The organism is Paenibacillus sabinae T27, assembly GCF_000612505.1.
Lineage (GTDB): Bacteria > Bacillota > Bacilli > Paenibacillales > Paenibacillaceae > Paenibacillus_AQ > Paenibacillus_AQ sabinae.
Map to the genome: position 1 here is coordinate 411938 of NZ_CP004078.1, position 25256 is coordinate 437193.

The window sequence follows — 25256 nt, forward strand, 5'->3', positions numbered from 1 at the left end:
CCGCTCCCCGCCCAGGCTACAGCAGAACCGGCTGCCACAGCACGGGCTCCGCGCCGCCTGCAAGGCTGGCCTGAATATCGATAATCCGCTGGTTGGAGCTGCCGCGGAAGCGAAGGGTCGTGTCCTTCAGGGCTTCCTCGAAGCGCCCGTCAATCAGCACCTGGCACAGAGACAGCAGCTTCCATTCGGGCGATCCCGGCATCGCCGCCAGCTCTTCGAAAGTGTAGCCGGTATAGATCCACACCGGGAAATCCGGCAGTGTTCCGCGCACCTCGCCAATGAACTCCGCAGCTTCCTCCGCGGAGAAAAAAGGATCGCCCCCCGCCAGCGTCAGACCGCTCAGCAGCGGATTGGCCGCCATGTCGCCGATGATCTGCCGCCGCCGCGAAGGGGTGAAGGGCTCGCCATACCCGAAATTCCAGGTTTCGGGATTGAAGCAGCCCGGGCAGCGGTGGCGGCAGCCGCTGATGAAGACGGCGGCCCGCAGCCCTTCGCCTTCGTTAATGGATTCCGGGTAGTAGCCGCATATATTCATAGATGCTTGACCCGGTCCCTAACCTCGGCCTGCTTGGCCGCGTTGAAGCGGGTCTGGTAGTCTCCGGTCAGGTAGCCTGTGACCCGGCGCAGGCGGCGGATATGCACTTTCTCTTCATGTGCGCCGCAGGAAGGGCAGTTCGAGCCGATGACGCCCTCATAGCCGCAGCCGGAGCAGCGGTCCACGGGATGGTTGATGCTGAAATAGCTGATATTTTGCTCCAGGGCGTAACGGATGATTTGGACAAAAGCCGTCGTATTGCTGCGCGCATTGCCATCCAGCTCGACGTAGGAGATCGCACCGGCGTTGCAGTATTCGTGGAACGCGGCTTCGAGCTTGATCTTGTTCGCCGCGCCCGTCGGGTAGTAGACCGGAACGTGGAACGAGTTCGTATAATACTCGCGGTCGGTAACGCCTTCGATTTCGCCAAGCTCCTTGCGGTCGATCTTGGTGAATTTGCCGGACAGCCCTTCCGCTGGAGTGGCGAACAGGGTGATGTTCAGGTCGAGCTCTTCGCTTTTGCGGTCGCAGAACTCGCGCATATGCCGGACGATGGCCAGCGCCTTGTCGTACACCTCGGCATCCTCGGCGTGATGCTTGCCGTACATCGCCTTCATGCATTCGGCTATCCCGATGAAGCCGATGGACAGGCTGCCGTGCTTCAGCAGCTCACTCACTTGCTCCTCGGGTTCCAGCAGTTCCCCGCCTTCCCATACGCCCTCGCGCATCATGAAGTCGGACGCTTTGGCCTTTTGCGCCGCCTGGATGCGGAAGCGGTGAAGAAGACCCTCCAGGGCAATTTCCATATAATGATCGAGATCATGATAGAAGCCTCCCTCATCCGCCGCTTGCCGCAGACCCGTAACGATCCCGTGCTGGACGCCAAGCCGGACAAGGTTGAGCGTATTGAATGACAGATTGCCTTTGCCGGAGCAGTAATTGCGTCCGAAGCGGTCGCCGAGCACCCGGGTGCGGCAGCCCATGGTTGCGAATTCGGTATCCGGGTTCGCCGGGTCGTAGTACGCCAGATTCAGCGGGGCGTCCAGATTCGCGAAATTCGGGTACAGCCGCCGCGCCGAGCATTCCGCAGCCTTCAGGAACAGCTCGTAGTTAGGATCGCCCGGCTGCTGGTTCACGCCTTTTTTACATTTGAAGATCTGAATCGGGAACACCGGCGTTTCTCCGCTGCCCAGTCCATTCATCGTCGCCGTCAGCAGGGAATCGATAACAAGCTGTCCCTCGGGCGAGGTGCAGGTGCCGTAATTGATGCTGGTAAACGGAATTTGTCCGCCCGCTCTGGAAGACATCGTGTTCAGGTTATGTATAAGACTCTCGGAGGCTTGGAGCGTTTCGCTCTCGGTCTCCTTCAGCGCGTAGCGGAAGGCCTTCGGGTACCGTTCCTTCAGATCGGTCCGGCTCATGGTGATTTCCCCGAGATCCTCGCTTGCTTGTCCTTCTTCAAAATAATCCAGGCCCTTGCGGAACTGCTTGGCGAAGGATTTGGCCACATAAGGGGCGAGATCGTGGTCGAGCTTGCTTCCGGATACGCCGCCGTATTGAGCGTTTTGCTGGGATTGAAAAATAATCGCCGTAAGCGCCATAGCCGTCATAATGGAGTTCGGAGGCCGCACGCTGCCGTTGCCGGTGTTGAAGCCCTGCCGGAGCAGCTTGTCAAACGGGATGAAAATGCAGTTCGTCGTTCCGATGGCGTATTGGTCCAGATCGTGCACGTAGACGACGTTTTCCTTGATCGCCTGCACAAGCTGTGGCGGCATCGTAAAGCTGCGGGCATACCACTTGGAATACTCGCTGCCGAATTTGCTCATCTTGCCGGAGAAGCTTTCCCCGTTAAGATTGGCATTCTCCCTCAGCAGATCCATGTCCCGGCTGTCGATAATATCGCGCCCCAGACCGATAACTTCCTCCAACAGAACTTCGTTTGCGCTTTGCCCGCTTGTTTGCCGTTTCTCCAGCAGCGTCATTGTGCAGTTCTCCTCTCCGTAACGTCCCTGTCTTAAACTTTGGTTGTCTTGCCTTCGGGTACCTTTCCTGCATTCCAAAAAGGCATTTCCCGCCAAAGAACGCAGAAAATGCCACTATGCAAGCCCGGCCCGATTGAACAAAGCCCGGTCATCTAAAAATACATAGCGGACACCTCTCCTGTTCCTCGCAGGCGCTGGTATGAATGGTGTCTCTAAGAAACAGGCAGGTCTCCTGGCTTCCGTCTGTTCTTCCGGCGCCTTCCCGAAGAGCTGCCTTGCGCTCTCAGTGGCCCTATGCCGGAAGATGCCGCCCTCGTCCTCGCCTGAGGAGGGGCATCCGGTTACAGTGGCGGGACCGCAGCGGATTCGCACCGCGCTTCCCTATTAAGCTCGAACTCTCCGTCAGAGAGTCAAGCACCTGATTCTACTATATTTTGTTGTGATTTATTTAAGATAACCCAATATATTGTATCTGTAAACATATTTTTTGATTTTTTGATATCCACAGAACATCCACAAACGGTCCACAGGTAATCCACAAATTCATCCACAAACCTGCCGCTTAGGGGGTGGAAAAGGTGGGCATACCGGGCTCGTTAGTGTCCGGATTTGCCTTCGATTTTGCCTCAACCAATCTCGCATGCTCTCCGGCCACTGATGAATGAGAGAGAATGATTTGTAGCCCGGCTCCCCAGTTGCTACAATATAGGAAAGATGGCAGGGATGTTTCCAAAAGTTCAGTATGGAGAGGGAGGCTATTCAAATGGCTATCGCCGAAATTACCGTAATTCCGATCGGGACCGGCAGCACCAGTCTCAGCAGCTACGTCGCCGGGATGCAGCGCGCACTGGAGAGCGTTGAGGGCATTACCTTTGAGCTTACATCTATGGGAACCATTATTGAAGGCCCGCTGCCGCGCATTCTGGCGGCCGTCGAGGTTCTGCACGAGACGCCGTTCGCGGCCGGTGCCCAGCGCGTGTCCACTGCGCTCAAAATCGACGACCGCCGTGACAAAGCGGCCAGCAGCAAGCAGAAGCTGGAGTCGGTAGAGCGGAAGCTGCACGGAGAATAAGAGCGGGCGGGGCGCCAGGGCCCGGCATGATTGCGGCCCTGCGGCCCACCGTGCCGCAGGGAGGCGGCCAATGGCTGGCGCCCGCCGGTTGGCTCCAATCGAACGTATGCAGCGCCGACCTGCGCTCCCCACAGGTTGGGTCAGGGCATTCTCTTTCGCAGGGAGCTGAATCCTTACCAATCCGGGGCGGAAAAAGAGTTGATTTTTTCGCCAAACAAGGTATAATAGTTTCTGTTGTGACGGAAAATTTACAACATGCTGGTGTAGCTCAGGGGTAGAGCAACGCACTCGTAATGCGTAGGCCGGGGGTTCAATTCCCTTCACCAGCATCCTATAAAGACAAGAATGGCGCAGGTTCCGGGATTTCGGGACTGCGCCTTTTTTTAGCTATTGGAGAGAAGCTCTTCCACTGTATGGTCAAAACTCCAATTGATTTGGGGTACACCATTCGCCTAGCGGTTTTTTTAGTATGGAACTCTCGATATACATCTGGATAGAGCCATTGTTAAAAGTTCTTCGTTGAACACACGGGATTGTCTATTTCGCTCAATTAGCCAATTAGCAAAACCTACTGCTGCTTGATACTCCTCATAATTTTCAGCATTCACCCGGAACTCAGCCAATTTAACCAATTGTGCGTATTCCTCATCCGATAATTGGATGCCCAGCCCAGAAAGTTGTCTCTGACGGATTCTCCGTGCCGAATCATCTTGTATGGCTCGGTGCGTATTGGACACTTGTCCCCCATGAAGTCGATAATACATTAAATTATGAGGGATATTTGCTAATTGCGCGCATGTGGAAAGCCGATTCCACAGTTCGTAATCTTCGGCGTGGGGATAGTTATGATCATAACGAATATGAAGACGATTTACTGAACTTCGGCGCATCATCACGGAAGGGTGTAATATGCAGCAATAAAATAATAGCCAGACCTTTATTTCTTCGTGATTCATAGGATTTAACTTGACGGGTCCAAGATAGTTAGTTGTGTATCCTGTTCCACAAACATCTATGCTGCGATTCTGATCCATAAAATAAGCCTGCACTTCCAAGCGGTTTAGTGCGGCTATATCATCGCTGTCCATACGCGCGATGTACTGACCCCGAGCCAGATCAAGTCCTTGATTCAGAGAAGTTACAATACCCATATTCTCGGAATGGAATATTTTCCTTACCCTTGTGTCTCCTATTTCATGTATGATTCCTGCTGATCCGTCAGTTGATCCGTCATCGATGATGATCAATTCCAGGTCGGTCAACGTTTGCAATAAAATTGAGTTAACTGCTTCCTGTAAATACAGTGCGTTATTATAGACCGGCATAATTACAGATATTTTTGGCACCCGGCATTCCTCCTAAGTCCTTGTCTCTCATTAACAGGTTATGATGAGACACACTAATGCGCGATAGAAGAACAGAAAAAAGGCATATGGTCGGAGTGTATTTGTTGTCGGCAGCCAGGACTGCTTCGACAATACCAACAAGAGAAGCCATTATTCTGCCTTTTTCGAGCAGCGCATTTTCCGGGAGGTCCTGCCGTTCCAACTTTCATCCGGCATTCATACTCTATTAAAAAGGAGGTGACAAGCGATGGATGACAGAAAGATTCGAAGTCTTTTGTCGAAAGAACCGGTAAATCCGAATATATCCTCGTCAGCCAGAGCATTATTGTCGTATTTGTACCAATTGCAGGGCAAGGCGATTATCTCCGGGCAGCATGAATATCTGGAGTCTCCGAACCAGTTCAGTCCGTACATTTTCAGCAAGACAGGCAAATACCCGAAGCTCAAAGGCGTGGAATTCGGTGCAATCAACGGCCAGAGCGACCAGACCGTCTATAATCAGCGGGCCAATGTGGTCAATGCCTGCAAAGACTGGGTGCTGAATAAAGGCGGCATCATCACGGCTACCTACCATGCGACATTCCCCGGAACCGCCAACACTTGGGCCAATGTACAAGCCGACTGTACGCCTGAACAGTTTGAGCCCATCATCACACCGGGTACGGATCTGTACAACGCGCTGATTGAGGATATCGATCAAGTCGCAGAGCATTTGAAGGCGCTTCGCGACGCGGATGTCCCGGTTCTCTGGCGTCCTTATCATGAAATGAACGGAACGTGGTTTTGGTGGGGCGGCCAGCCGAAGTTTAATAATCTGTGGGAGATCATGTACAACCGGTACGTGAATGTTCATGGCCTTAATAACTTGCTGTGGGTCTGGAGTCCGAACGCAAACAACCAGTGGTGTCAGAACGCCGCCGATTTTTACGTGGGCCACAACCGCGCGGATGCGCTGGGCATGGATATCTATAACAACGACTTCAAGGCTTGGCATCATCAGGAGCTGCTGCGGATCGGTGAAGGCAGGATCATCGCGATTACCGAGAACGGTCAGAATCCGGATCCGACCACACTTCGGCAGAAGCAATATATGTATTCGTGGTTCATGACCTGGGGCAGCTATGTAAAAGATGGAAGTCGTAACCCGGCGGATAAGCTGCAAGCGCTGTATAACGATCCTTTCGTGCTGACCCTGGATGAACAATACCCGCCGGAAAATGCCGTGTACCCGCCCGATACATCCATCGGAAACGGTTTATGGGGAGATTATTACGTCGGGACTAACTTTGAAAAGTACTATCTGGGCAAAACGGTGCCCAAAATCGATTATAACTGGATGAAGGGAACGCCGGTGGGCAATTACAGCATGTCCATCAAGTGGGCAGGATACCTTCGCCCCAGATATTCCGAAGATTATACGCTGTACACGAAGGCCTCAGACGGCGTAAGGCTGTATCTGGACAACAACCTTCTTCTGGATGACTGGACGGTACACAGCACGCAGGAGCATTCCGTGACCCTTCGTCTGGAGGCCGGAAAATATTATTTTATCGAGCTGCATTATTTCAACGGAGGCGATCCCGAGGCTGCCGTAAGCCTCTCGTGGTCCAGCCCCAGCCAGCCGAAGGAAGTGATCCCGCAGTCGCAATTGTATTCTGGGTAACTCCGGATAGCCGCCCAGTACTTATCTTAAGCTGCCTTAATACAATGGTGTGATGTTCCATACAGATTTAAGGAGGATGCTGAGATTGCAAAAGAAACGGCTTGCGGGAAAGAAGAGAACCGGATCTTCCAGACAAAGACATGTTCATGAATTTCAAGGCAGCACCAGACTGGCGGAAGAAGGCGCAGACCGGCACAATCACCGGTTTGCCGGCGTTACAGGGCAAGCGATTCGGTCGGGAAACAGTCATGTCCATGAAATTAATCTGGAAAATACGGATTTTCTGGACCATTTTCACAATCTGAAAAAGATCAGAACAGGACCGGCCATTCCGGTCGGAAACGGCAAGCATGTACACTTTGTAACCGGCCGGACGACGTTGAACGACGGTCATACCCACCAGTTCCGTTTCGCGACCCTGATTGAATCGCCGCTAACTTAATGAACCTATCCATGTAAAAGAAAAAGCACGGCGGCGAGATGAAGTAAAATGACCTCGCCGCCGCTTTTTCCATCCCCCTTGCACGCATACTTAAACGCTTGTCCATTACAAAGCTTCTTGTTAACTTTAGCGAACTTGGCAAAATAAGAGCCTACTTTTGAAGTAGACTCTTATTTTGGGCGAATTGACTAGAAAGTTTTGAGGACAATGACCAAGAGGATATAAAGCACCAAGATTACAGTTGTAGAAGTGAACATTTTTCCATAGCCTTCGCTCATTACTTTTACCTCCTTTGGTTTTCTTAGACTAGTGTATGCATCGTTTTGATTCGTGTTAGTGTTATCGCCTAACCCGTGGTTTTCCTTTTCCATTTTTCCGTCCGGGCAAGTTAGACAAACAGCCCGGCTCTCCGCTTTAGCGGAAGACCGGGCTTGTTTAGGGCGATGACGTAAAGAGATAAGGCTATCGAATCAGCTTGACTGAGCCGCCTCGCAGCTGAACTTGGCCGCCGACCGTATAGAACGACAGGCGTTCGAGAGGTTTCTCCGGAAAGATCAGGCTGGTGATGGAGGACAGGCCGTCATTGGCAAAAACCTCGACCGAGGAAGCGTCGATGAGCACGCGGATATCCTTGAGCTGGCCGAGTTCCTCTGTCGTCTGCGGCAGCGGGAACATGGCCGAGAATCCGGTGTCCCCGGATTGCTCTCTCCGCAGAGAGAGGGTCCGATCGGCGGCCGAGTAAGAGAGAACGGTCCGGTCGGTGCCGGTATGATGAATAATGATGCCGAATTCCGCGGCTTCAAACCGCTCCAGATGAAGATTTAAATCGGCGCAGTCCGCCTCGGCTTTGAACTCGAACTCTTTCCCCGCGGACAGGAGAAGGTCGGGCAGAGCAACCGATTCTGTAAACTGATGGTCCAGCTCTTTAACCGGGTGCTGGTGCAGCAGTGTCCGGCCCTCGGACGTCCGGAGCGACAAGGTGCGAGGAATGGTCATGGAGCCGCGCCATCCCGAGCTCGGAATCTGGTTCGCGTACCGCCAGTTGTTCATCCAGGCGACATAGATTCTTCTTCCGTCTTCCTCCGGAATATCCGAGAAGCTGACGCCCGCATAGTTGTCTTTGCCGTAGTCGAGCCACCGGATGTCGCTGTGCTCCGGCGTAAAGACACTTCCGTCAAAGGTGCCGACAAAATACTGCGTGCGGGAGCCGTGCTCCAGCTCCGCGTTGTCGCCGACGCTGACGAGCAGCACCCATTTGCGTTCATCCGTCCCCTGGACGGCAAGCTCGAACAAATCCGGGCATTCCCACACGGCTTCATGGGAACCCGCTCCGTCGCCAAACTCGCTCTCGAACGTCCAATCAATCAGGTTGGGAGAAGAATACAGGGAGATGGTCTGGCCCGTAGCCAGAGCCATAATCCATTTTGAATGCGATTCGGACCAGAAGACCTTCGGGTCGCGGAAATCCGGGTTGCTCGAATGCGTCAGAACAGGATTTCCTTCGTATTTGATCCAGGTTCTTCCGTTGTCATGGCTGTATGCCAGGCTCTGGCTTTGTACGGTGGGAGACGTTTCGCTGCCGCCCAAATGGCTGGTGAAAATAGCCACGATTCCCGGCTCGTCCGGGAAAAATCCGGTGGTGTTGTTCCAATCGACAACGGCGCTGCCGGAAAAGATCGTTCCGTTATCATCCGGGTACAGGGCGATATCGAGCTCTTCCCACGTTGTCAGATCCTTGCTGACGGCATGCCCCCAGTGCATCGGTCCCCAAACCGAAGAATAGGGATGGTACTGATAGAACAGGTGATACTCTCCATCCAAAAAAACGAGTCCGTTCGGATCATTGATCCAGTTTTGCTTGGGAGAAAAATGCAGTACGGGCCTTTGATTGGCTGTTTTTAAAATGCCCATGCGATCTACCGCCTTCCGGTTGGGATTTGCAAGTTGAACAGGTTCGGAATTTTACATTTGACAATATGATTAATTTACAATTTAACAAATATACTTGGAAAATGTCAATGAAAATGTAAAGATAGAATTGTTCATTTGTAAATTATGCATTGAGAATAGCGCCGGAATGCTTTATATTAAATAATTAAGAAGGGTGCTATAAACAAAGGTGGAACAACATTCATGAGGAAACCGAAAGTTACCATTCAACACATCGCCGATTCTTTGGGAATATCCAGAAACACGGCATCCAAGGCGCTCAACGGTGTTGAAAGCATACCGGCAGAAACAAGGAACAAGGTGCTCAGGAAGGCGGCCGAGCTCAAGTATAAGCAATTCGCCTATATGGATATAGACACGGCGGGCCAGGTCCCCGAAAGTCAGGGCAATATCGCTCTTCTGACCTCCAATCTTCCCAACAGCTCGCATTTTGGATCACAGCTGATCAGCGGACTGGAGAAAAGGATCAGCGCCGAGGGCTACACCTTGTCGATTTATTTTATCCGTGAGAACGAAATGGGCGGTTTGGCTCTCCCCGGCAACTTTGAAGCTTCCAATGTGGACGGCATCATCTGTATCGAGATGTTCAACAAGGAATACAGCGGGCTGGTCACTAGCCTTGGCATTCCGGCCATCTTTGTGGACTGCGCAGCCGATATTTTCCACCCGGAACTGAAGGCGGATCTGGTACTGATGGAAAATCAGCACAGCACGTACTCTCTTACCCGGAAATTAATTGCACAGGGCTACCGGAGCTTCGGATTTGTAGGCGATTACAATCATTGCAAAAGCTTTAACGAGCGATGGGCCGGATTTAACAAAGCGTTGAACGAATCCGGAATCGAGCCGGACCCTTCTTACTGCATCGTGGAACCGGACCGGAACTTCTTTTTGGAAGGCGACTGGATGAAGCGGAAGCTGGATGCGATGAAGGAATGGCCCTCTGTCTTTATTTGCGCCAATGATTTCATTGCGATAAGCGTCATGAAGTCCCTGAAACACAAGGGGATCAAGGTGCCGGAAGAGGTTGCGGTATGCGGCTTTGACGATTCTTCGGAGTCACGTGTGGTCGAGCCTCCCCTTACGACGGTGCATATTTACAGCAACCATATGGGCATTATTTCGGCCGAGATGTTATTATCAAGAATGAAAGATCCATCAAGGCCCTTCCAAGTCACTCATGTGGGCACGGATCTGGTATTCAGAGGCTCCACGCCCGCACTAAATTAAATCCTACATATGAGGTGATCAAATGAAGAATTATGGAACGGTACTTTGCGTTGGTGAGTTGTTAATCGATTTTTTCTGCACGGATGTGGATGTCAATCTTGTTGACGGACAGCATTTCTCGAAGCAGGCAGGCGGGGCTCCGGCCAATGTCAGCGCGGCGATCGCCAAGCTTGGAGGGAATGCATCCTTCCTGGGCAAGGTCGGGGACGATCCTTTCGGCAAGTTCCTAAAGCAGACGCTGGATCAGGAACGTGTCGACACTTCCATGTTGTTGTTCGAACAGGGAACGCCGACAACGCTGGCCTTTGTTTCACTGCAAGGCAACGGGGAGCGCGACTTTGTGTTCAACCGCGGCGCAGACAGACTGGTGACTCCGGAAGATCTGGACAAAGAGCAGATCAAACAGGCATCCATCGTTCATTTTGGCTCCGCAACGGCATTATTGAATGATCCTTTCAAACAGACTTATCTGGATTTGATGGATGAAGCGAAGGAGAACGGGCAATTTATCTCCTTTGACCCGAACTACCGGGGCGACCTGTGGAAGGGCAGCGAAGAGGAGTTTATCAGCCTTTCCAAGCAAGGCATCCAGAAAGCCGATTTCGTTAAACTGAGCGAGGATGAATTGAAAATCGTAAGCGGGGAGTCTGACCGTGAGTCTGCGCTGGACATTTTGCATGGCTGGGGAGCCAAGACGGTAGCCGTTACCCTTGGAAAAGAGGGAACACTGATTTCGACCGGCGCCACCAGAACTCTGATCGACAGCATCAAGGTAAAATCCATCGATTCCACCGGGGCGGGAGACGCTTTTATCGGAGCGGTTCTGTTCCAGATCAGCGGACTTGAGCAGCCGAAGGAATTCGCTCAAGACTTTGAGCAGCTTCAGAAATTTGTGACGCTTGCCAACCGCGTCGGAGCGATCGTCTGCACCAAAGTGGGCGCAATCGCTGCACTGCCTACGCTGGAAGAGGTTGAGCGCTTTGCTTCGCAAGCCGACTCGACCATTGAAGTTTAAGCTTTGATAATAACGCGGTTCTCCAGTGGTTGGGGGGCCGCGTTTTTTTACCAAATGAACTATGAACCGAACCTATTTTCCGGGTAAACTCTTCTTAGGACAGAACTCGGGAGGCTGTGACATGTTTGGATTCACAAGAAAAAAGAAAGACGCCTCGCTCATCGGACTAATGGCCCCGGTAAAGGGAAAGCTGCTGCCGCTGAAGGACGTGCCGGACCTTGCATTTTCAGACGGCTCGATGGGGGGCGGAGGAGCTATCCTGCCCTCGGAAGGATTGGTAACGGCGCCATGTCCGGGGACGGTGGCCCATGTTATGGAGAAGAGCAAGCACGCCCTGCTGCTTGAGCATGAAGCGGGATTTCAGATATTGATTCACGTCGGCATCGAAACCGTATCGTTAAAGGGTGAAGGCTTCTTTCCCCGCGTGGCCGCCGGCGATAAAGTGAAGACCGGGCAGCCGCTGCTTGAGTTCGATCTGGAGACGATTGTAAGGGCGGGGCTGTCGCCGGTTACCCCGATTATTATACCTGGCGGTCAGGATCGGGTCGAAAGCGTAGAATTCAACGGGGATTCGGCCTTTCGAAAGAAGGAGCCTTTTATCCGGGTTTTGCTGAAGAACGGGTAAAAAAATTCAGCTTCAAAGGGAAATTTAAGGTATTTTTCAGCTTTTGGTCAGGTTATTTTCAGGTTCGGGGTGTATATTGAATTTACCAAACACCCCCCAGTGTTTTGTGAATATATTCTTTACGGCCCTACCGACTCCCACGGCAGGGCCGGTTTTTTTTAAAAGCCGGATTTTTTTCGAAAAAAACAATAAAAATTTTAAATAAAAAGGCCAATTGTGATAAAATTCACAACGTTATGTCTTGAGTTGATCTATATTAAATTCATGAATTAAAAATTTAAAATATTGATTTGGGAATGAGGAATGAAAGATGAGAGCAGAAGGAAACTTCCGTCGCGGATTGGTGTATGGCGTTATGTTCAGTGTTCCTTTGTGGATGTCCCTGATTGGCTGGCTGCATGTACTGTAACTGACCGTTTTCGGTAATGGGCGAAAATTGAAAATAGAGGCCAATTGCGAAGGGCTGCCCGGGGGATGACGGCGGCTTTTTTTGCGTGGGAAAAAACTCCGGTCTTTAAGAGCGGCGATACCCCTCGCTAAAGGCTGCCTTTTCGCCAAATTAGATGCAAGGCCCGGGATCATGCTATACTGCTCACGTAGCTTTAGAAAAACGGAAAAATTTGGAGCCGCGCCTGAAAATGGCGTTTACGAAGAATCTTTGGGGAAGGCCGGGTGAACTTTTATGCTGTGGCTGCTGATTGCGATTGCTGTAATTCTCGTTTGCGCCGCCGGCGTAGCCTATGCCGGGCTTTATTTTTACAAGGTGGGCGTTATGCGCGCCCCGAAAGTATTCATGAGCAATAATCCTGATCTGAGGAGCGATCCGCCCGTGGCGGGGGCCTCCTGGGGAGAAGGGCAGCAGTGGATAGCCGGCCAGACCATCCGGAATATAGAGCTGGTATCGGACGACGGCTTGAAGCTGCGGGGATACTGGATTGCTTCGGACCGCGCGGAAGGGCGGACCGCGATTGTGGCCCACGGCTATTCGGGCAAGGGAAAGGACATGGGGGCATACGCCAAAATATATCACGACGTGCTCGGCTTCAATGTTCTCATTCCCGACGCCAGAGGGCATGGGGAAAGCGAAGGCGGTTATATCGGCTTTGGCTGGCATGATCGGCGCGATTATGTGCGCTGGATTCAGCGCGTCATCGAGGAGACGGGGCCGGAGGCGCAGATCGTGCTGCACGGCGTATCGATGGGCGGAGCGACGGTGCTGATGACCTCGGGGGAGGAGCTGCCGCCGCAGGTCAAGGCAATCGTCGCCGACTGCGCCTACACCTCGGTCGCCGCCGAGCTGTCTTACCAGCTGCGGAGGATGTACCGGCTGCCAAGCTTTCCCTTTCTGCAGAGCGCTAGCCTGGTGTCGCGCATCAAGGCCGGCTATTCCTTCCGCGAAGCCTCCGCGCTGCGGCAGGTGCGAAGCGCGAAGGTGCCGATTTTATTTATCCACGGGGACGCCGACACCTTCGTTCCTTTTTACATGTTGGACGAGCTGTATGAGGCCTGCGGCAGTCGCAAGGAACGGCTGGCGATGGAAGGCGCCGGTCACGGAACGTCCTACGACAGGGATAAGGCGGAGTATATCCGCCGGATCGCCGGCTTTATCGGCCTATATACTAAGGCTTTGCCCTAAAAATGGACGCGCCCGGTATCCGCAAACAGCGGTTACCGGGCGCTTGTATGTTGACGGAAACGGCGATGTCCGTAAGGGGCAGCGGCGCTTCCGTGCATTATATTTAATCCTCCCGCCGTTCGTGAGCAACGGGCTTCTTACTCCTCGTCTATTTCCAGCAGCCGTATGGCGATAATAGATTCTGCATCCAAAACGACAAAAGCCCTACCTCTCTTTTGCCCTTGCGGCTCCAATGACCGCGCCAGTGTGAGTCGGAAAATAACAGCTTGAATATCGTCTCATAAATAAGGAAGAGTCGCATAAGAAAATGTAAAATTTTCAATAAAAGAAACCGATAAACACAGTAAGTTGCTCCTGTGCGATCCTTTTTTAACGAATTTTTCATATGGGGAAAATCAAATATTACTATAGTTTAATGCATTGTAAACCGAAATGCAAGCGGCATAGTGAGAAAAAAAGGAAAATGGAGGAGAAATGAATATATATAAATCTTTCTTAAATAAGCAGATCCTCCATTATTTATTGGGTTCCGGGGTAGCCGTCATAGCGGGAGGCGGCCTGCTAATGGGCTCCACGCTTGAAATCGGCTGGGACGAGTACGGCCGGCTGATCCTTAATCTATGCTTTTCGTTTGTCATTATGGTATTGGCCGAACTGAGGCAGTTCAACAAACATATCGAGCCCATCCGCCACGCTTTTGCCGAAAAGGAACCTTCGCTTGATACGCTGAGGAGCGCCTATTTGCGGACGCACCGGCTGCCGATGCTGGCGGTCAAGCGTATTTTCGGTCCTCACATGCTTGGTCTGTCGGTTCCGTCGAGCCTTGCTGCAGCCTGGATGATTCATTCGGGACTGCTCCATCTCCCTTATTCCTATATTGTCTTTGGCATAATCGGAGCGGTATTAATTACGAGCATGCACGCGCTGATCGAATTTTTTCTGACCGAAGCGTCCATTCCCGTTCTGCTGCGGCACTTTCGGGAGGAGGCGCTGGCAAAGCATGAGGCCGATTTCTCGTTGGAAGAGCACAGCCATGTATCTATCGGCCCCAAATTTCTGATCAGCTGTACGCTGATTGGAACCTTTCCGCTTTTTTTATTCAGCGTGATGACTCAGGTGCGGCTGGGCAGTCTCAGCGGAACGTCGATGCGCACCTATTGGGCGTGGGCGGGCCTGGTCGTTCTGCTCGGCATACTTTTTTCCATGATCGCGGCTCTTCTCCTTACGCGGAGCGTTCAGCGGCCTATCCAGCAGTTGTACGCGGCGATGAATGAAGTCAAGGACGGCAGCCTGCTGCAGATGCAGAACCATTATTCGGATGAGTTCTCCCGGCTGGTGGCGGGATTCAACATGATGACCAAGGGCCTTGAGGTCCGGGAGCGCCAGAACCGGCAGATGCTGGACAGCCTGTTCACAACGCTCGCGGTGGCGCTGGACGCCAGAGACTCGTACACAGCCGGTCATTCGGTTCGCGTGGCGGAATATTCCGTCATTATCGGGAGGCTCGCAGGGATGCGGGGACAGGAGCTGGACAACCTCCACAAAAGCGCTCTGCTGCATGACATCGGAAAAATTGGCGTGCAGGACAGCGTGCTGTTCAAGGAAGGGAAGCTTACGGACGAGGAGTTTGACCAGATTAAGAGCCATCCCGTACTGGGCGTGAATATTCTGGGCCAGATAGAGCCGCAGGAGAAAATGGCGCCCTACCTCGGCGGTGTGCGCTCGCATCATGAACGCTATGACGGAAAAGGGTACCCTGACGGTTTGAGCGGTGAAGGTATCCCGCTGTTTGGCCGGATTATCGCGGTTGCCGACGCGTATGATGCGATGACCTCGGACCGTCCTTACCGCCAAGGCATGGCCCATGAGCAGGCGCTGGGCATATTGGAGAAGGGAAGAGGGACCCAGTGGGACCCGGAGCTTGCAGCGTTATTTCTGTCCTATTTCGGTAAAATTTGCGGCTCAATAGGCGCGGGTTATCCAGAAAAAACCGGATAACCCTCTTTTCTTGGACGATAAATATATATTTTGTGAAGTCCGCCCGAAATCGGGCAACCAAACTTTCGCTTTCATTGAAGGATTTAGAACAGACCGTTATAATTAATAAGTCTGGTTATTATTTAATTAAAAAATAAGGGAGAATTTTATGAAACGCGCAGATGTGCTGCTCGTCGCCGTCGTATTGATCGCTGCGCTCGCTTTTCTTGTCCCCCGTTATTTCGGTAACGATGCCAAGGAGAACGAGTTGGTAGCCAATATTACGGTGGACGGCAAGCATTACCGTACCGTAAAGCTGACCAAAGAAGAACAGACCATTGATATCCGGACGGAACGCGGCTATAACATCCTTAAAGTCCATGATTACGGCATAGAGATGTATGATGCGGATTGCCCTGACAAGGTATGTCTGGGGTTTGGATTTATTTCCCGGCCCAAACAGACGATTGTCTGTCTGCCGCACAGGGTTCTGGTGGAAATCGCTAATCAGACAGGGGAGGACGAAATAGATGGGATTGTCAGGTAGCGAATCGACCCAGGCGCTGAAGAAGACGGTCATTATCGCGATTTTTTCTGCGGTGGCCGTCGTGCTGGGCATCGTGGAGGCCCAAATTCCTTTATCGGCGATGGGGCTGATGCCGGGGGCGAAGCTGGGCTTTGCCAACATTATGATTTTGACCTGCATTTATTTTTTGCGCGGACGGGACGCCTTTATGCTTGTTATCCTGAAAACGCTTCTCACTGCTTTTATTCTCGGTACGTTCTCCAGCCTGCTGTTCAGCTTGTTCGGCTCGCTCCTCAGCTTTGCGGTCATGTTCCTTCTAATGAAGGGAGGGCGCAATCGGCTGAGTCTGATCGGGGTCAGCATTGCGGGCAGCATCGCCCATAATATCGGACAGCTGGCGGCGGCGTCGATCGTCATGGGCACCTCCAGTATTCTGTATTACTTACCAATCCTGCTCGTAACCGGAATTGTCACCGGTATCGCGGTCGGCTATGCGGTCCGCTATCTGGTGTCCTCATTGTCCAAAATATCGCTGTTCGAGGAATTTTTGCGCTAAGCGCCGTCGCAGCCGCAGGGAGGGTGAACAACATGAAGGAATTGGACGGAAAATGCCATTCCGCAGGGCAAGCCCCTGACGCCATCGTGCTGGAGGACGTGTCGTTCGGCTATGATCCGGCGCAGCCGATTCTGCACGGGATCTCGCTGAGCATCCCACAGGGGCAATGGGTCAGCCTGGTGGGAGAGAGCGGCTCGGGGAAGTCGACGCTGGCGAAGCTGCTGAATGCGCTGCTTCCCAAAAGCGCCGGGGAAATTACCGTGTGCGGCGAGAGGCTGAGCGAAGACACCATCTTAAATATCCGCCGGAAAATCGGCATGGTCTTCCAGAACCCGGATAACCAGTTCGTCGGGGAAACGGTCGAGGAGGATATTCTGTTCGGTCTGGAAGGCCTTTGTTTGTCCAGGGAGGAGATGGACCGCCGCCTGCGGCTCTATGCCGGCAAGCTCGGGATTACCGGGCTGCTGGCCAAGCACCCCGGGGAGCTGTCCGGAGGACAGAAGCAGCGGGTAGCGATTGTCTCCATTCTGGCGATGGAGCCGGGCGTCGTCATCTTTGACGAGGCCTCTTCCATGTTGGACGAAGAGAGCCGGAACGGGCTGCTGGACATATTGCGGGACATGCATGCCGAAGACTACACCATTCTGATGATTACGCATGACGCCGATGAAATCATGGCCTCGGAGCGTGTGCTCGCGCTGTGCGGGGGCGGGCTGGCGGGGGATATGACGCCGGCCGAGCTGTTCAGCAGCCCGGGGCTGCTGGAAGCGTGCCGCCTGCATGCGCCGTACGCCTGGGAGCTCAGCCGCGAGCTTGAGGCCCGGGGAATTACGATCGGCGTACCCGCCAGTGAAAAGGAGCTTATCGAAACACTATGGCCATTCAACTCCAGCAAGTAAGCTATACGTATTCGCAGCAGAGTCTGTGGCGGCAGGCGGCGCTGCATGGAATCGATTTTGAGCTTCCCCAAGGGACGATGGTCGGCATTGCCGGAGCCACCGGGTCCGGCAAATCAACGCTGCTTCAGCTGTTCAACGGGATTCTAAAGCCGACAGAGGGAACGGTGTCGGTTCTCGATATTACGCTCCGGGCCGGAGAGAAGCCGCCCAAGCTGCTGCCGCTCAGGCGGCGCGTCGGGCTGGTCTTCCAATTCCCGGAGCAGCAGATGTTCGCCGAGACGGTGGAGAAGGATCTGTGCTTCGGTCCGCTCAACTTCGGCATGAGCCCGGATGAGGCGCGGGAGCGCGCGCGTCAGGCAATGCTCGATATGGGGCTGGACCTTGCGCTGCTGGAACGGAATCCGTTCCGCCTGAGCGGCGGGCAAATGCGCAAGGCGGCTATCGCCTCGGTGCTGGCGGCCGATCCCGAGATTATTGTGCTGGACGAGCCGACAGCCTCGCTGGACCCGGTCAGCCGCAGAGAGCTGATCGGGCTGCTCACGCGCCTCTGCCGGGAGCGCGGGCGGACGGTGATTATCGTCACGCACCGGATGGATGAGCTGCTGCCCCATGCCGACCGCTGGATCATGCTGGACCAGGGCCGGACCGCCTTTCAGGGCGGCATCCGGGAGCTGGCGGCGGACCCGTCTTTGCTGACGCGCTGCGGGCTGGCGGTGCCAGACTCGCTGCGCTACTGGCGGGCTGTTGCCGACCGGCTGGGCCTTGAGGGCGAAGAGCCGCGGTTGACGCCGGAAGGCTTGGCCGAGCTAATTGCGTCGCGTCGAAGCGGCAATTCCGGCCGGGCTGGCGAACAGGGGGCCGGCTATGAATGAGCGTTTGCTGCTCGGCAGAAGCATTGAGACCGGCTCTTGGGTCCATAAGCTGGACCCCCGGTCGAAACTCGCCGGCATGCTGCTGTACTCCGCCGCCATTTTGCTGTCCCGGTCCTGGCCGGCCATGGCGCTGATCGCAGCGATCTCGGTGGCGGTGGCGGCGTCCACCCGGATTCCGCTCAAATATTATGTAATGGCGGCCAAGCCGCTTCGATATTTAATGCTGTTTATTCTTATCGTCCAGCTGCTGACGGTCAAGGAAGGAGCGGTCCTGGTGACCGTCGGCTCCTTCTCCCTTTACGAGGATGGCCTGAGGCTTGGCGCGTTCGCGGCGATCCGCACGTTTCTGCTGGTCGCCTTTACCGCACTGCTGACCTTTACGACCACGCCGGCCCGGTTGAACCAGGGCCTTGAAGGGATCTTGTCGCCGCTCCGCTTTATCGGGCTTTCACCGGCCCGCTTTACGCTGATGATCAGTCTCGCCCTGCGGTTCATTCCGACGATTCTGGACGAGTCGGAAATTGTGCTGAAGGCGCAGGCTTCGCGCGGAGCCGATTTAAGCGAGCTGCCGCTTAAGGAGAAAGGGCGGATGCTGGTGACGCTGCTCGTTCCGGTCATTGCCGGAGCGTTCCGGCGGGCTCAGGATCTGGTCTATTCCATGGAAGCCCGGGGATTCCGGATGGATGCCCCCCGTTCGCGGTATCACCGCCTGAAATGGGGCCGGGCGGATTCTTTTTTTATCGCTATATTTATTCTGGCAGGCCTTGCCGCCGCTATCCTGTAACTGGAAAATCACCGGGGGAGTCACATAAGGAGGAACACGAATGACGCGTTATTTTAATGGGAGAGAAATTGAACTGCTGGCTCCGGCCGGCACCTTTGACATTTTTAAAGAGGTTGTGAAGTCCCGCTGCGATGCGGTCTATCTTGGCGGCCCCGTGCTGAATATGAGAATGATGCGAAAGGGCTACAATCTATCTCTGGAGGAGATTGCACAGGCGCTCGACATCGCCCACGGCCTTGGCAAAAAGGTGTACATTACCGTCAACAACCTGTTCAGCGAAGAGGAGACCCGGGAAGCCCGTGAATATCTCACTTATCTGGAGAGTATCCAGCCGGACGCGCTGATCGTACAGGATATGGCGGTTCTGGGGCTGATCCGGGAAATGGGACTTACGCTGCCCATCCATGCTTCAGTTATGATGAATGTACATAATCTGGAGATGATCCACGCGCTGCGCGAGCTTGGCGTAAGCCGCGTCGTCACCTCGCGGGAGATGGATCTGCAGACGGCGAAGCTGCTGGGATCAGCAAGCGGAATGGAGCTGGAGTATTTCGTCCACGGCGATATGTGCTCCGTCCACGGTGCGAACTGCTATTACAGCTCCCATGTGTTCGGGATGAGCAGTAACCGGGGCAAATGCATGAAGCCGTGCCGCTGGGATTACCGGATTAAAAAAGACGGCTACATCTTCCCGGCGGAATACCCGCTCGCGGTTAAGGATATGTTCATGTATGAGAATCTGCCGGAGCTGATCGAATCGGGAATCACCTCGTTCAAAATCGAAGGCCGCATGCGCGACAAGGATTTCATGGTGATGCTCGTCAACAGCTACGGCGAGGCGATCGACCGGTATATCGACGATCCTGTCGGGTTTGACCGCACGGTGGATTCGAAGCTGCTGTACAATAACCGCAAGCGTGATTTCTCCACCGCTTACGCCTTCGGCAAGCCGGGACTCCGGAACATTAACCGGCGGTTTGAAGGGACCGGCAAGTTCTACAGCACAGGCAAGGTGTTCAGCACGCCGACTGCGGAGCGCGAACTGTCCGAAGAGCGCGTGGAGCAGCTCCGGGAACGGCTGGCGGCGGAGGGGAACCAAGACCGCGCGCGGACGAACCCCGAGCTGGCGGTACGCGTCAACAACATGGCGCAGGCCAAGGCCGCCCTGGAAGCAGGGGTGGAGCATCTGTATCTGTCCGGCGATGTCTACGAGCCCGACCGTCCGTTCACCAAGCGTGACGTAATGGAGCTGGGCTCGATCAAAGGGAAGACGAAGCTGATTCTGGGACTGCCTCGAATGATGACGGAGCTGCATTTTGACCAATACGACCAGCTGCTCATTCATGGGGAACGTCTCCCGATCGACGGTCTGCTCGTTACGAATCTTGGCGCCATCCGCCGCTATAACGGAACCGGTTATCCGCTGATCGGAGACGCCAGCCTCAACATTTACAACACGCTCTCCGCCGGGCTGTACGCAGGGCTGGGACTTAAGCGGATCAGTGTATCGCCCGAGATGACGCTGGAGCATTTTGCGTCCTTTGCCTCCCGCTGCGACCTGCCGCTGGAAATGGTGGTGCACGGTTCGCCGGCGCTGATGTATATGGAGCATGATTTATACGAAAATACCGAAGTGATGGAGCCGATCGGCGAGGAAGACAACCGTTATGTAAGCAATGATGTGCTTGTCTTGATGACCGATAAAGGGGAAAATCCGGTGTACCGCGACCAGCATGGACGCTGCCATCTGCTGTTCTCCAAAGAGCTGTGCTATTTGCCGGTGCTCAGTGAGCTGAATGCGGCAGGCATCTCCTGCTTCCGCATCGAGGGCGCGACCTATACGCCGGAGCAGCTGAGCGCAATCCTGAATGCCTATCGGAACGCCATAAGCGGCATTTCCGGTACCGGAGAAGAAGCGGCAGAGAGCCTGGAGCCTGTCTATGCGGGCTATACGCTCGGATCGCTGCAATTCAATTAAATTTTAAATATATATAAGCTGAACTTAAGATTTTCTCATCAGATATCAGTCGTAACTACGAGGAACGTTTGGACTTCCGGCCGCTGTTGTCTTCAGATTTCTCGATTTAACCCGCTCTTCGCGGATGAAATCCGAAGACAAAGGCGATCGCTATCGCTCCTACAGTTCCAAACTTCCCCTTCGTTACTCCTTACCCTGATGTCATTTTTTAAAGTTCATCGTATATAGTATCGTAGAAGAAAGACGGGCGGACGAAACTCTCAGAAAAGGGGGACTAGAAGGCATGAACGAGAAGGAAATCATCGGGAGAGAGGCCGTCGCGGCCAAGCGTAAGCAATATTTTTATCCTTGTACACAGCACTTTTACCGGAATTCGCCGCAGCTTGTGCGCGGATCAATGCAGCATGTATATGACGAGAACGGGAAAAAATACACCGATTTCTTCGCCGGGGTGTCGGTGGTCGCCTGCGGCCACTGCAATCCGGCGATTACGGAGCGGACCATTCACCAGCTGCAGCAGCTGCAGCATACGACGACCATCTATCTGACCCAGCCGAACGTCGATCTGGCGGAGCGGCTGGAGAAGGTTCTTCCCGGCGAGCTTAGACGCACGTTCTTCGTGAACAGCGGCTCCGAGGCCAACGAGGGAGCGATGCTGCTGGCACGGCTTCATACCGGCCGTAAAGGATTTATTGCGCTGGAGAGCGGGCTGCACGGCCGGACCAATCTGACAATGAGCGTAACAGGGCTGTCCATGTGGCGGACCGATAAATATCTGGACGAGGATGTCACCTTTATCCGGCGTCCCTATGACCCGGAGCTGACGCCAGCGCAGGCGGCGGAGCGGTCTCTTGAGGATTTGAAAAAAGTGCTTGAAGAGAAGGGAGATACGATTGCCGCCATGATCGCCGAGCCGATTCAGGGCAACGGCGGGATGATCCTGCCGGAGCTATCGTACTTCCGCTCGGTCAAGACGCTGCTTGATCAGTACGGCGTCCTGCTGATTGCCGACGAGATTCAGACCGGCTTCGGGCGCACGGGCACCATGTTCGCCATGGAGCATTTCGGCGTAGTGCCGGACATCATCACGATGGCGAAGGCGCTCGGCAACGGCGTGCCGGTAGCGGCCTTTGCGACCAATGACGACATCGCCCGTTCCCTGAACACGCCGTCCGCCTCCACCTTCGGCGGAAATCCGGTATCGGCGGCCACGGCGCTGGCCGTGCTCGACTACATCGAGGCGGAGCGGCTCCCCGAGCGGGCGGAGCGGCTGGGCGCGAAGCTGAGGGAAGGGCTTCTGGACCTTCAGCGCAGTTATCCGGGCACAATCGCCGATGTGCGGGGAGCGGGCCTTATGCTGGGCGCCGAGCTGCGCGCCGGCGGAGCGGCGGAAAACGCGGCCTTGACGGATGAAGTGCTCGAAGAAATGAAAGACCGGGGATATTTGATCGGCAAGAACGGAGTGGGCCGAAATGTCCTGGCCTTCCAGCCGCCGCTCGTTATCACCGAAGAAGATATCGGCGGGCTGCTTCAGGCGCTGGACGGGACACTGGCCCGCATTCTGGCCGAAGCGGCGCCTTCGGCGGACGTGTAGGCAGGCCGGCCTTTGGAAGCTACAAGAGAGAAGAGAATGGGGAAGAAACGCTATGGTCATCATTAACGCCTGCAAACAAGCGGCGCATAAACTCAAATTATTCGGCGAGCTGGTCATGTTCTCGCATACGCTGTTCTCGCTGCCTTTTGCCATCATCTCCATGGTGTGGGCGGCTGGAGGCTGGCCTTCGGGCCGAATCATGCTGTGGGGGCTGATCGCTCTGATCGGCGCCCGCAACGGCGCCAACGCGTTCAACCGTCTCGTCGACCGCACCTTTGACAGCCAGAATCCCCGGACGGCGCACCGGCATCTTCCCCAGCGCCTGCTGGCGGAGAAGGAAGTGGCCGTCTTCGTTGCCGTCAACTACGCGATTTTTATATTCGCTTCGGGAATGCTGAATCTGCTGTGCCTGATCCTGTCGCCCGTGGCGATCGTTTTGATTTCAACTTACTCTTATACGAAGCGTTTCACCTACCTCAGCCATCTGTATCTGGGCTTTGTGATCGCTTCCGCTCCGATCGGGGCGTGGTTTGCGGTAACCGGGCAAATCGCCTTTACGCCTTTTGTCATCGGCACGGTCGTCATGCTGTGGATCGCCGGCTTCGATATTATCTACGGCACCCAGGACATCGATTTCGACCGCCGGGCCGGACTGTGGTCCATTCCCAGCTACTTCGGACTAAAGAATGCGCTCCGCATTGCGAAGGCGCTGCATTTTATCATGATTATGCTGCTGCTCTTCCTGTATGTGTGGCGCGGACTGGGCTGGATATATCTCGTCGGCATCGGCGCCGCGACCCTGCTTCTGATGACGGAGCACAACATCATCAAGCCGTCGAACCGGCAGCTGATGAAGGTCGCCTCTTACAATTTGAATCAGGTGATCAGCATGGTCATTTTGGCTTGTTCGCTGGTTGATTTCTTTTATGTAAGCTGAGCTTATCTATACGTTCCGGCACTCCAATGCAGGAAAAAGAATACGAAAAAGGCGGATACTCCCGTGATGGGGTATCCGCCTTTTTCATGGTAAAGAATTAAAAAAGAGTCAGCGGTCTCTGCCCGCAAAGAACGCAATCAGCGTCTCCAGATCGGCGTGCGCCGGATAGGAGGACAGTTGCTTCGCGATGACCGCCGCCTGTTCCAGATAACGGCGGCTCATTTCTTCCGTGCGGGCGAGCGCGCCGCTGCCGGAGATGGCCGCGAGAGCGTCCCGGACGTCGGCATCTGAAGAGCCGGGGCCGATGCGGCGGATGCGCGCTGCAAGCGCCGGGTCCTGCAGCGCGTAGATTACGGGCAGGGTGACCTGTCCGTGGCGTAGATCGCTGCCAGCAGGCTTGCCGAGCGTCTCGGACGATTGGGTGAAATCCAGCAGATCGTCCTGGATCTGAAAGGCGATGCCGAGCGCCTCGCCGAACGCGTACAGCGCCTCGGCCGTCTCTTCCGTGCTCTCGGCTGACAGAGCTCCCACACGAAGGCAGGTCGCCATCAGAAGAGCCGTTTTGTTGAGCGATTTATCCAGGTACTGCTCAAGCGTAAGATCATAGTCGTAGGCATGCTCCATCTGCTGGTATTCCCCAATGCACAATTGGGCGGTGGCTATGGCCGACAGATCATGTACATAATGGGTCTTATCCCCGGCATGCTTGCTTAACAGTTCGATAACCCTCGCAGACATATAATTGCCGATATGGACGGCTGAGAGTACCCCCGTCTGCGTATGCAGGGCGGGACGTCCGCGCCGCAGCTTGGCATCATCGATAATATCGTCATGAACAAGCGAGGCGGCATGGATGAACTCGGCAGCCGCGGCCAGTTGGAGCGTGCGGCGTCTCTGTCCCTTCCGGCCAAAACGGCTTCCGACAATGACCATAAGCGGGCGAAGCCGTTTGCCTCCGGAACTGACAAGCTCCAGAACGCCTTTGGCCAGCGCCGAGCCTCCGGGCACATCCTTGTCGCGCGTGACCAGCCGTTCGATTTCAAGGTTAACTTCCGCAATGTCGATATTCAAGGCTTCATGCAGCTTCATGTTGGCGCTATCCCACCTGTTCTATCGCTTTTTCCGAACGACGCTTTTTTTTAAACTCGGCATTCAGGAATTGTCCGATTAGAGCTGTGAGGTCCAGCTCGCTGTAGTCTCCATTAGCTCTTCTGACTTGCTGCTGTTTAATATAAGGAGCCAGGAAGACGACGAAATCCAGCTCGCGGTGCTTTATGGCGAACTGAAGGTAAAAGCTGTATAAATAATCTCCATCAAGCACATTACGGATCAAATCGGGATGATCCTCAGTGCATTCCATATGCCGGCGGGCAGCCAGCTCAAGAATGATGTACATGCCCATGAAGTGCATTTTGCGGCTGTATTCCAGGTTATAGCTGTCCATTACCGAGAGCAGACCATCGCCTTCCGCCGGAGAGAAAGGAAGCTGAATTCCGGCGATGGGCGACAATTCAGCCTGAAGCAGCCGAAGAGTATCTCCAAAGAGTTGTCTGTTCACAAGATTCTCTCCTTCTTGTCGGTTTTGCGGAAGCAGTCAAAAGCCTGGATCATCCTTACAAAACCTCTCTTAAATAAGG

General features: G+C 54.3%; 22 protein-coding genes, 1 tRNA gene and 1 riboswitch. Of the genes, 17 read left to right on the forward strand and 6 right to left on the reverse strand.

From position 1 onward, the window contains the following. Positions 1-16: 16 nt before the first annotated feature. Together nrdG and PSAB_RS01930 are read right to left on the reverse strand one after the other, a co-directional pair. Positions 17-535, reverse strand: coding sequence for an anaerobic ribonucleoside-triphosphate reductase activating protein (gene nrdG, locus PSAB_RS01925; RefSeq protein ID WP_025332904.1), 519 nt, complete (start codon positions 533-535; stop codon positions 17-19). Beyond that, positions 532-2517 carry an anaerobic ribonucleoside triphosphate reductase gene (locus tag PSAB_RS01930; protein WP_025332905.1) on the reverse strand — a complete coding sequence of 662 codons (1986 nt, stop codon included), beginning with the start codon at positions 2515-2517 and terminating at the stop codon, positions 532-534. The genes nrdG and PSAB_RS01930 overlap by 4 nt, the downstream gene beginning before the upstream one ends. Before the next feature lie 205 nt (positions 2518-2722). Continuing rightward, a riboswitch (cobalamin riboswitch) is annotated at positions 2723-2954 on the reverse strand. A gap of 326 nt (positions 2955-3280) precedes the next feature. On the opposite strand from PSAB_RS01930, the gene PSAB_RS01935 reads away from it, so the two are divergent. Next, complete coding sequence (locus PSAB_RS01935) at positions 3281-3589, forward strand: MTH1187 family thiamine-binding protein (RefSeq protein WP_025332906.1); 309 nt, start codon at positions 3281-3283, stop codon at positions 3587-3589. Positions 3590-3846: 257 nt separating this feature from the next. After that, a tRNA-Thr gene (locus PSAB_RS01940) sits at positions 3847-3918 on the forward strand. A gap of 135 nt (positions 3919-4053) precedes the next feature. Here the strand turns inward: PSAB_RS01940 and PSAB_RS01945 are convergent. Beyond that, on the reverse strand, positions 4054-4935 hold the full coding sequence (locus PSAB_RS01945; protein WP_025332907.1) for a glycosyltransferase family 2 protein: 882 nt from the start codon (positions 4933-4935) through the stop codon (positions 4054-4056). Positions 4936-5182: 247 nt separating this feature from the next. Between PSAB_RS01945 and PSAB_RS01950 the strand changes: the two genes are divergently transcribed. After that, positions 5183-6598: a glycosyl hydrolase gene (locus PSAB_RS01950; RefSeq protein ID WP_025332908.1), complete on the forward strand. Its 1416-nt coding sequence runs from the start codon at positions 5183-5185 to the stop codon at positions 6596-6598. A gap of 76 nt (positions 6599-6674) precedes the next feature. Then, positions 6675-7040, forward strand: a complete 366-nt coding sequence (locus PSAB_RS01955; protein ID WP_193373912.1) for a YmaF family protein — start codon at positions 6675-6677, stop codon at positions 7038-7040. Between the two features lie 462 nt (positions 7041-7502). Here PSAB_RS01955 and PSAB_RS01960 read toward each other — a convergent pair whose 3' ends face one another. Beyond that, positions 7503-8951 (reverse strand): glycoside hydrolase family 32 protein, encoded by a 1449-nt coding sequence (locus tag PSAB_RS01960; protein WP_025332910.1) that lies wholly within the window; start codon positions 8949-8951, stop codon positions 7503-7505. A gap of 222 nt (positions 8952-9173) precedes the next feature. On the opposite strand from PSAB_RS01960, the gene PSAB_RS01965 reads away from it, so the two are divergent. The 13 genes from PSAB_RS01965 (at position 9174) to PSAB_RS02025 (ending at position 23619) form a co-directional block, all read left to right on the forward strand. Continuing rightward, complete coding sequence (locus PSAB_RS01965; RefSeq protein WP_025332911.1) at positions 9174-10220, forward strand: LacI family DNA-binding transcriptional regulator; 1047 nt, start codon at positions 9174-9176, stop codon at positions 10218-10220. Between the two features lie 22 nt (positions 10221-10242). Continuing rightward, on the forward strand, positions 10243-11235 hold the full coding sequence (locus PSAB_RS01970) for a carbohydrate kinase family protein (RefSeq protein WP_025332912.1): 993 nt from the start codon (positions 10243-10245) through the stop codon (positions 11233-11235). A gap of 121 nt (positions 11236-11356) precedes the next feature. After that, entirely contained in the window at positions 11357-11860 is a 504-nt protein-coding gene (locus PSAB_RS01975; protein WP_025332913.1) for a PTS sugar transporter subunit IIA, read from the forward strand. Between the two features lie 682 nt (positions 11861-12542). Beyond that, positions 12543-13496: an alpha/beta hydrolase gene (locus tag PSAB_RS01980; RefSeq protein ID WP_038595480.1), complete on the forward strand. Its 954-nt coding sequence runs from the start codon at positions 12543-12545 to the stop codon at positions 13494-13496. 564 nt (positions 13497-14060) lie between these two features. Then, the gene (locus PSAB_RS01985) at positions 14061-15494 is read left to right on the forward strand and encodes an HD-GYP domain-containing protein (RefSeq protein ID WP_338045063.1); all 1434 of its coding nucleotides are present in this window, start codon (positions 14061-14063) and stop codon (positions 15492-15494) included. 148 nt (positions 15495-15642) lie between these two features. Further along, entirely contained in the window at positions 15643-16020 is a 378-nt protein-coding gene (locus tag PSAB_RS01990) for a NusG domain II-containing protein (protein WP_025332916.1), read from the forward strand. After that, on the forward strand, positions 16004-16555 hold the full coding sequence (locus tag PSAB_RS01995) for a Gx transporter family protein (RefSeq protein WP_025332917.1): 552 nt from the start codon (positions 16004-16006) through the stop codon (positions 16553-16555). The genes PSAB_RS01990 and PSAB_RS01995 overlap by 17 nt, the downstream gene beginning before the upstream one ends. Positions 16556-16587: 32 nt before the next feature. Next, on the forward strand, positions 16588-17454 hold the full coding sequence (locus PSAB_RS02000; protein ID WP_025332918.1) for an ATP-binding cassette domain-containing protein: 867 nt from the start codon (positions 16588-16590) through the stop codon (positions 17452-17454). Continuing rightward, entirely contained in the window at positions 17430-18326 is an 897-nt protein-coding gene (locus tag PSAB_RS02005; protein WP_025332919.1) for an ATP-binding cassette domain-containing protein, read from the forward strand. Before PSAB_RS02000 ends, PSAB_RS02005 begins: the two co-directional genes overlap by 25 nt. After that, entirely contained in the window at positions 18319-19110 is a 792-nt protein-coding gene (locus PSAB_RS02010; RefSeq protein ID WP_025332920.1) for an energy-coupling factor transporter transmembrane component T family protein, read from the forward strand. The genes PSAB_RS02005 and PSAB_RS02010 overlap by 8 nt, the downstream gene beginning before the upstream one ends. 40 nt (positions 19111-19150) lie before the next feature. Further along, complete coding sequence (locus tag PSAB_RS02015) at positions 19151-21088, forward strand: peptidase U32 family protein (protein WP_025332921.1); 1938 nt, start codon at positions 19151-19153, stop codon at positions 21086-21088. Between the two features lie 283 nt (positions 21089-21371). Continuing rightward, positions 21372-22682 (forward strand): aspartate aminotransferase family protein, encoded by a 1311-nt coding sequence (locus PSAB_RS02020; RefSeq protein WP_025332922.1) that lies wholly within the window; start codon positions 21372-21374, stop codon positions 22680-22682. Positions 22683-22734: 52 nt separating this feature from the next. Continuing rightward, the gene (locus tag PSAB_RS02025) at positions 22735-23619 is read left to right on the forward strand and encodes a UbiA-like polyprenyltransferase (protein WP_038595482.1); all 885 of its coding nucleotides are present in this window, start codon (positions 22735-22737) and stop codon (positions 23617-23619) included. 108 nt (positions 23620-23727) lie between these two features. Here the strand turns inward: PSAB_RS02025 and PSAB_RS02030 are convergent, their stop codons facing one another. Together PSAB_RS02030 and PSAB_RS02035 are read right to left on the reverse strand one after the other, a co-directional pair. Next, a complete protein-coding gene (locus PSAB_RS02030) occupies positions 23728-24708 on the reverse strand; it encodes a polyprenyl synthetase family protein (RefSeq protein WP_025332924.1) in 981 nt (326 codons plus the stop codon). Positions 24709-24715: 7 nt separating this feature from the next. Next, on the reverse strand, positions 24716-25177 hold the full coding sequence (locus PSAB_RS02035; protein ID WP_025332925.1) for a hypothetical protein: 462 nt from the start codon (positions 25175-25177) through the stop codon (positions 24716-24718). Positions 25178-25256: the final 79 nt, after the last annotated feature.